This window comes from Kocuria rhizophila, assembly GCF_003667225.1.
GTDB classification, from domain to species: domain Bacteria; phylum Actinomycetota; class Actinomycetes; order Actinomycetales; family Micrococcaceae; genus Kocuria; species Kocuria rhizophila.
Genome location: NZ_RCOM01000158.1, coordinates 1 through 1,136, shown reverse-complemented (window position 1 = coordinate 1,136; position 1,136 = coordinate 1). Strand labels below are relative to the sequence as shown.

1 protein-coding gene is annotated in these 1,136 nt (G+C 73.9%); it reads left to right on the top strand.

All coding sequences use genetic code 11. The annotated features are described in order from the left end of the window. Positions 1 to 10 precede the first annotated feature (10 nt). Complete coding sequence (locus D9R02_RS11795; RefSeq protein WP_121566961.1) at positions 11 to 1,006, top strand: o-succinylbenzoate synthase; 996 nt, start codon at positions 11 to 13, stop codon at positions 1,004 to 1,006. Positions 1,007 to 1,136 lie beyond the last annotated feature (130 nt).

Genomic DNA, 1,136 nt, shown 5'->3' with positions numbered 1-1,136 from the left:
GTACCTCCCCATCCCCCCACTCTCCGACCTCCTCGACTCCGCCCACGTGGTCTCCCTCCCCATGCGCGTGACCTTCCGCGGCGTCACCGAGCGCGAGACCGTCGTCTTCCGCGGCCCCGCCGGGTGGGGCGAGTTCGGCCCGTTCCCCGAGTACGGGGACGCCGAGGCCGCCGCATGGCTGCGCGCGGGGATCGAGACCGCGTGGCAGGGCTTCCCGGAGCCCGTCCGTGACCGCGTCCCGGTCAACGCCACGGTCCCCGCGGTCCCCGCCGAGCGCGTTGCGGACGTCCTCGGCGGCTACTCCGGTCAGGTCCACGCCGTGAAGATCAAGGTCGCAGAGCGCGGCCAGGGCCTCGCGGACGACGTCGCCCGCGTGGCCGCCGTCCGCCACCTCCTCCCGGACGCCGAGCTGCGGGTGGACGCGAATGCAGGATGGGACGACGACGCCGCCGTGACCGCCCTGGGCGCGCTCAGCGAGTTCCGCCTCGCCTACGCCGAGCAGCCCGTGGCGAGCGTCGAGGGCCTGGCGAGCGTGCGGCGTCGGCTGCGGGAGCAGGGCGTGGGCACCTTGATTGCCGCGGACGAGTCCGTGCGCAAGGCCGAGGACCCGCTGGCCGTTGCGCGCGCGGGTGCCGCGGACCTGATCGTCGTGAAAGTGGCGCCGCTCGGGGGAGTGCGCCGCGCCCTGGAGATCGTGGCGCAGGCTGGACTGCCCGCCGTCGTCAGCTCGGCCATTGACTCCTCCGTGGGGATCCGCGCGGGCGTCGCCCTGGCCGCCGCGCTGCCCGAGCTGCCGCACGCGTGCGGGCTGGGCACCCTCTCGCTCATGGCGGCGGACGTGACCGCCGAGCCCTTGCGCCCCGTGGACGGGCACCTGCCCGTGCGGGACGTCGCCGTGGACGAGGCCCTGCTCGCCGAGCACGCCGTCGCGGGCGAGCGCCGGGACTGGTGGCTGGACCGGCTGCGGCGCACCCACGCCGTGCTGGCGGCAGCCTCGGAGATGTGACCTGACCGGATTCAACTGGTCGTTGCAACACCGGCTTCTTGGAGAGACTTTAGCTGCTCGTTCAGTGCCTCGGCAGGTGTCTTCCACCCCAGGCTCTTGCGTGGACGAGTGTTCAGCGTGTGCGCCACGG